The organism is Mycobacterium sp., from assembly GCF_036273375.1.
Lineage (GTDB): Bacteria > Actinomycetota > Actinomycetes > Mycobacteriales > Mycobacteriaceae > Mycobacterium.
Genome location: NZ_DASUHS010000142.1, coordinates 1 through 5,189 on the forward strand (window position 1 = coordinate 1; position 5,189 = coordinate 5,189).

Below are 5,189 nucleotides of genomic sequence, written 5' to 3' on the forward strand. Positions count from 1 at the left end.
ATGGATCGTAGCGAGCTCATGCCTGCGAATGCCCAGCCACCATTCCGTCGAAACCCGGCGCTTGTCCGCCAATAGCGGACCTGAGACCATCTGAGCGGAATTCTCCAGACCCGTGGATCGGCGTGGCGCGCCCTTCTTCCCGCGCCTCCGCGTTGCTGACCACGAGCCGGAGCGGTCGGCCACAGTCCAGGAAATCAAGGACGATGAGTTTCGCCATGGCTTCCAGTCTGTATCCCCGACACGCCATCAACCGCACTCGAGGAGAGCATCAATGACTGCCACCTATACCTTCGACGTCTTTTCCAGCCTCGATGGCTTCGGCGGCGTCAACGGCGGCGACTGGGGCGGTTACTGGGGCAAGCAAGGCCCCGAACTGCTCGACCACCGCCTCGCGCTGTACAGCCAGAACCAGCGAATGGTCATCGGCGCCAACACATATCGGCTATTCGCGCAAATGCTGGCCGAGAGCACCGAAGATTCCGACGTGCGCGACCCATGGGTCACCCGGCTGAGGCACCTGCCGGCGACGGTGGTGTCAACCACCCTGGATGAACCCCTTGACTGGCCTGACGCAACCGTAGTGAGCGGCGACGCCGTCGACATTGTCGCCCGACTCAAGGAGGAGTCCAAGGTGGCGTTGCGCTCGCACGGCAGCCTGTCGATGAACCGAGCCCTGATGGCCGCCGGCCTGGTCGACCGAGTCCAGGTGACGCTTTTTCCCGTGATCACCGGCCAGACCGGTGATGACCCGATCTTCCGGGGTGCGGCCGACTTCGACCTCGAGCTGATCGAAAGCCGAACACTGGATGGCAATCTCCAAGAGCTCATCTACCGGCCCACCCTGCATGCCTGAGCCTGTCCAGGCACACCAACCGGGCGTGGTACCGGTTACGGCGCGGGGGAAGGTCGCGTTTTCGGCCAGCTCTGTCAGGAAGGTACTGGCGTCGAGCCTGACGTCACATATCGACAACACATTCCGTCTAGCGATAGAGGAAGAATCACGAGCTCTGACGCAAGGGCGGCATGATGAGTCGCTGGAGTACGCTAGCGCGGCTGTACCTGGTCGCGGTGATATCGGGGGTGGGGCTGGCCACCGCTGGGATCGGGGTCTGGTGCCTGATCGACCCGATTTCATTCGCCGATGCCGTTGGATTTGGCGCACACCGGCACTTCCTGCATGACGTCGGTGCGTTCCAGCTGGGTCTGGGCGTCGTCCTGTTGCTTGCGCTGATCTGGGCTGATGCATTGGCCACCGCCGTCGCCGGATTCATTGTGGCCAACACCGTGCACACGGTGAACCACGTGGTGGACCTCGACGAGGGCGGTTCTGCCGCACAGGCGTGGGTTCTCGGAGCGGTGTCGGTTGCGCTGGTGCTGGCGTTCGTCCTGCGGTTACGTCAACTCGGCTATGTTTTGGGCACCGTTGGAACGGCAACCAATTCGGCGTTGGTGCCGTTTGTGCGGCAAAAAACCATCAGGCTCACCACCTTCCGCAAGGACGGGACGCCAGGTTCTAGTCCGGTCAGCATTGTGGTGGAGGGAGATCGGGCCTATTTTCGCAGTTTCGAGCGGGCGGTCAAAGTGCGCCGGATGCGGCGTAACCCTAGGGTCGAATTTTGCCCGGCCACGGCATTGGGCAAACCAACGGGATCAACGCAATCTGGCAGCGTGCGTTTGCTAGAGGGGCCTGAATATCTGATGGCCGGACGCCTGCTGCGGCAGAAGTATCCCTTCCTGCATGGCGTCTTGGTGCCGTCGGCACACCGGCTCATGCGGTCCAAATACGGTCGCACGGTACACGCCGAGTTGATTCCGTTGTCGTGAAACGCCGTGGCAAATCCTAATCAGATCCTGGTCGACGAATCGGTGGCCATTCGCATCGGCTCTGATCTCAACATAGCCATAACGCACGAGCACTAGTGGCGAAGAGCAGATGCAATGCGCTGTAACTCAACCGGTAATGCTGCATATCGATTCATGCGTGTTCCCCGTTAAGGCGGGGTGCGCGAACCTGCTTACTAGCTGTTTGAGCGCCTGGTCAGACTCATGTGCCATGCGGCGGAGGGTCGTCAAAACTGGCTCTTAGGGCGACGTTCCGAACGAGGTGCTCGCCGACGGTCGCGCGGCCGATGTCGGTTGCGGTCGGTTCGACCTCGTAGTGAGCGAGCGTCGAGAGCAAGCAAGCGAGCGAGCGGCGCATCGGCGGCGGAAAGGCGAGTTGCTAGCCTTTCCAGACGACCTTGTCCGCGCCTCCGGCGTCCCGGTAGACGACACTGTCGGGGTTCGTACCGCTGCGAACGTCGAAGTAAATGCGCCCGGTAACAGGGTTGCCCAAGGGGAGTGGCCCCTCAGGAAGGCCGTCGGTCGGGTTGCCCTTCAGCACCGCAAACGTTGAGCTGTTGACGGCCCGAGCGTTGAAGTCGGCAATGTTCGGAGTTGCGTTACCGCTGACACCTTGGGCCGTAACGTCGGAATACCACACGCCGTCGTTGTGGCCGCTGGGCTGCAGGTTGCTCACGGTGTAGTCGATGGTGCCGCCCATACTGGAAATCTCTGCCATCTGGCCGAATTGCAGCACTTGCGGATCGGCGAATGCCGGCGTCGCCGCGAGGATTCCGGCCGCCGCCAATACAGCGGTTGCCGCCGTTGTTTTCGATGCAATGTGTGAGAACGCCACTTCGGGCTCCCTTCGTGAGGTGCCAGCTCTCGACGAGCGGCAGCGGATTCACAGGTGAGGTTTACCCAAGCTCGGAATTTCAAACCTGATGTTTGCTGCCGCGCTTGCGTCCTGGGCGCTCGTTGATTTACCACTTGCACATTCAGCTCATGAATATCGCGCCGTGCCGGACATCGATGGGATGTCATGGAACTCGCCCGCCGGCCGATGGTGAATTTCATCGAACACCGGTGGTCCTTACTCAGGTGCTCTGGCTCGCCGCATATGCCCGGGCTGTAAGTTCGTTCGGAGCTACGAAGACCGCGACCCGCCTGCGCCACTCAAGTGGTTCGGTATCAGTCCCGGCCGGGCGAGGAGGTCAGCCGCGACTTGACCAACCACAGAAAAACGCGAGAGGAAGCCTATGAGAACGATCGCATACCGCCACGCGGCAGTCGTCGGCCTGGCCGCCGCTTCGCTGATCACTGTGAGCTGCAGCAATGGCAAGAGCGTCGACGTGTCGGCACCGCCTCAGGTCGGGGTGAACGCCACCTCCACGTCTAAAACCCCAGCACAGCCTGCCGAGGTGAAGCTCATCGGGGAGAGGGACGTCGAGGTGACTCTGACCGGCCCGATCGCTGCCAGATACTCGTCGGCAACCGACGATCAGAAGAAGGCTCTCGGCAAGCCGCTGACGGGTGACCGCAACGCGGGGACACGGGATAGCGGTTTGGTATTCCAGCAGTTCCAGGGCGGCGTGATCACCGCCAGGAACGGCGAGGCCGGCACGCCCGCGTATATCACCCTGGGCAAGATCCGGGAGGCCTGGAATATCCCACGCGACCAGAGCGGCGTGCCTGCGATCACCGGCAATAACGGTTCGGCGGGTCCGCTGGGCTTTCCCACCAGCGATGTGAACGCCGACGGCGATCTGCTCGTGTCGAACTTCGAGCACGGCAAGATCGAGTACAACCAGAAGACCGGCCAGGTCGATGTGACGGTAAACGGCAAGGTCGTACCATCCGGACTTTAGCCCGAATCAGGTGTTCATCAAACTGCAAATAGGGTATGCGCAGTCAAGCGGCACCGGCCGCGGCAACCCGTAGATCGGAGCGACCGTGATCATCCTCGGCATAATCCTTCTCGTTGTCGGCTATTTCACCGGGATCAGCATCCTGTACACGATTGGCGGCATATTGGTTGTCGTCGGCATCATCTTGTGGATCTTGGGCGCAGTGGGGCGTCCCGTCGCTGGCCGCAAAGTGTGGTTTTGACGCGCGTCATGTCGCGTGGCTTCAGCGAGCTAGGACAGCTGAAGGGCGAATACTGACTAAATAGCCCACAATGAAGCGCGTGGGTGCGACGGGGTAGCGGTGGGCCGGGCTCGAGCTGTCCGGTCTCGATCAGACTGGCGGCCGAATGCTGGTGTCCGCCAGATGCATTGAGACAGCGGCCCAAGTGGCCGTCTCAGTCTTGTTGGCGGTTCTGTTCACCGAGTGCCTCAAAGCTCCCGACGCGCCTCCATGAGCGGAATGTCACGAGCGACCTTCGCGCGCAGTTTCAACCGCGTTCTCGGCCAAACGCCCATGCAATACCTCACCGAGTGGCGCATGACCCTCGCACGCGACCTTCTGCGTACCGACGACGCAAACCTCAACCAGATCGCCACCCGCACCGGCTACGTATCGCCATACGCCTTCGCCGCCGCCTTCCGCCGCCATCACAGGCACCAACCCAGACGATGGAGACAACAGACTCGTCGGGGTGAGGACAACGTCGTGACCCGCACCTGTTAGTCGTGTAACTCCTCGATTCGCCGGGGTCGTCGCCGATCGTTTGATTGTTGCTGCCTGCCGTGGGCCGTCGATGTGTCCGCGTACACGGTGTTTGACAAATCAGTGGAGCCTGCGACATCGACATCGAGTCATTGGGACGGTCGAATGCGAAGGTATGTATGCCATCGAGATCGCCAAGCACGGCGGGCCCGAAGTGCTGAGCTATGTCGACGGGCCCCGCCCCGCACCCGCTGCCGGTGAACTGTTGATCAAGGCCGAGGCGATCGGGGTGAACTTCGTCGACACCTACTTCCGATCCGGCCTGTACCCGCATCATTTGCCGTTCGTGCTCGGCGCGGAAGTCTGCGGCACGGTCGCAGGTGTCGGTGACGGTGTGATGGGCTTCAGCATCGGTCAGCGCGTTGCCACCGCTGACGCCGTCGGTGCGTATGCCGAGTACTGCGTGGCGCCTGCCGATATCGTTGCGCCGGTCCCAGCTGGTGTAGCTTCCGATGTCGCGGCGGCGGCACTGCTCAAAGGGATGACCGCCCACCTGCTGATCAAGTCGGTCTACCCGGTCGAACCCGAGGATACGGTGCTCATCCATGCTGGGGCGGGCGGGGTCGGCCTGATCATGACGCAGTGGGTCACCAGCACTGGTGGTCGAGTCATCTCCACGACATCCACGCCCCGCAAGGCCGAGATGTCACGGCAGGCGGGGGCGGTCGCCGTGCTCGGTTATCCACACAATGCGGCCG

General features: G+C 62.1%; 7 protein-coding genes. 6 read left to right on the forward strand and 1 reads right to left on the reverse strand.

Going from position 1 to position 5,189, the window contains the following annotated elements; all coding sequences use genetic code 11:
• Positions 1-271: 271 nt before the first annotated feature.
• Positions 272-853 carry a dihydrofolate reductase family protein gene (locus VFW69_RS13605; RefSeq protein ID WP_526502046.1) on the forward strand — a complete coding sequence of 194 codons (582 nt, stop codon included), beginning with the start codon at positions 272-274 and terminating at the stop codon, positions 851-853.
• A gap of 170 nt (positions 854-1,023) precedes the next feature.
• Positions 1,024-1,824, forward strand: a complete 801-nt coding sequence (locus VFW69_RS13610; RefSeq protein WP_526502047.1) for a PPOX class F420-dependent oxidoreductase — start codon at positions 1,024-1,026, stop codon at positions 1,822-1,824.
• Between the two features lie 397 nt (positions 1,825-2,221).
• Here the strand turns inward: VFW69_RS13610 and VFW69_RS13615 are convergent, their stop codons facing one another.
• Positions 2,222-2,677: a DUF1942 domain-containing protein gene (locus VFW69_RS13615; protein ID WP_526502048.1), complete on the reverse strand. Its 456-nt coding sequence runs from the start codon at positions 2,675-2,677 to the stop codon at positions 2,222-2,224.
• A gap of 403 nt (positions 2,678-3,080) precedes the next feature.
• Between VFW69_RS13615 and VFW69_RS13620 the strand changes: the two genes are divergently transcribed.
• From VFW69_RS13620 to VFW69_RS13635, 4 genes are all read left to right on the forward strand, one after another.
• The gene (locus tag VFW69_RS13620) at positions 3,081-3,689 is read left to right on the forward strand and encodes an LGFP repeat-containing protein (protein ID WP_526502049.1); all 609 of its coding nucleotides are present in this window, start codon (positions 3,081-3,083) and stop codon (positions 3,687-3,689) included.
• An 85-nt stretch (positions 3,690-3,774) separates the two neighbouring features.
• Positions 3,775-3,930 (forward strand): hypothetical protein, encoded by a 156-nt coding sequence (locus VFW69_RS13625; RefSeq protein ID WP_499979669.1) that lies wholly within the window; start codon positions 3,775-3,777, stop codon positions 3,928-3,930.
• 249 nt (positions 3,931-4,179) lie between these two features.
• Complete coding sequence (locus VFW69_RS13630) at positions 4,180-4,452, forward strand: helix-turn-helix transcriptional regulator (protein ID WP_526502050.1); 273 nt, start codon at positions 4,180-4,182, stop codon at positions 4,450-4,452.
• 154 nt (positions 4,453-4,606) lie between these two features.
• Positions 4,607-5,189 (forward strand): alcohol dehydrogenase catalytic domain-containing protein (locus VFW69_RS13635; RefSeq protein ID WP_526502051.1); only part of this gene is annotated, 583 nt, incomplete at its 3' end.

Bases quoted from the DNA above. Each gene is read 5' to 3' on its own strand.
- VFW69_RS13605 (WP_526502046.1), top strand. From the start codon at position 272: ATGACTGCCACCTATACCTTCGACGTCTTTTCCAGCCTCGATGGCTTC.
- VFW69_RS13610 (WP_526502047.1), top strand. From the start codon at position 1,024: ATGATGAGTCGCTGGAGTACGCTAGCGCGGCTGTACCTGGTCGCGGTG.
- VFW69_RS13620 (WP_526502049.1), top strand. From the start codon at position 3,081: ATGAGAACGATCGCATACCGCCACGCGGCAGTCGTCGGCCTGGCCGCC.
- VFW69_RS13630 (WP_526502050.1), top strand. From the start codon at position 4,180: ATGAGCGGAATGTCACGAGCGACCTTCGCGCGCAGTTTCAACCGCGTT.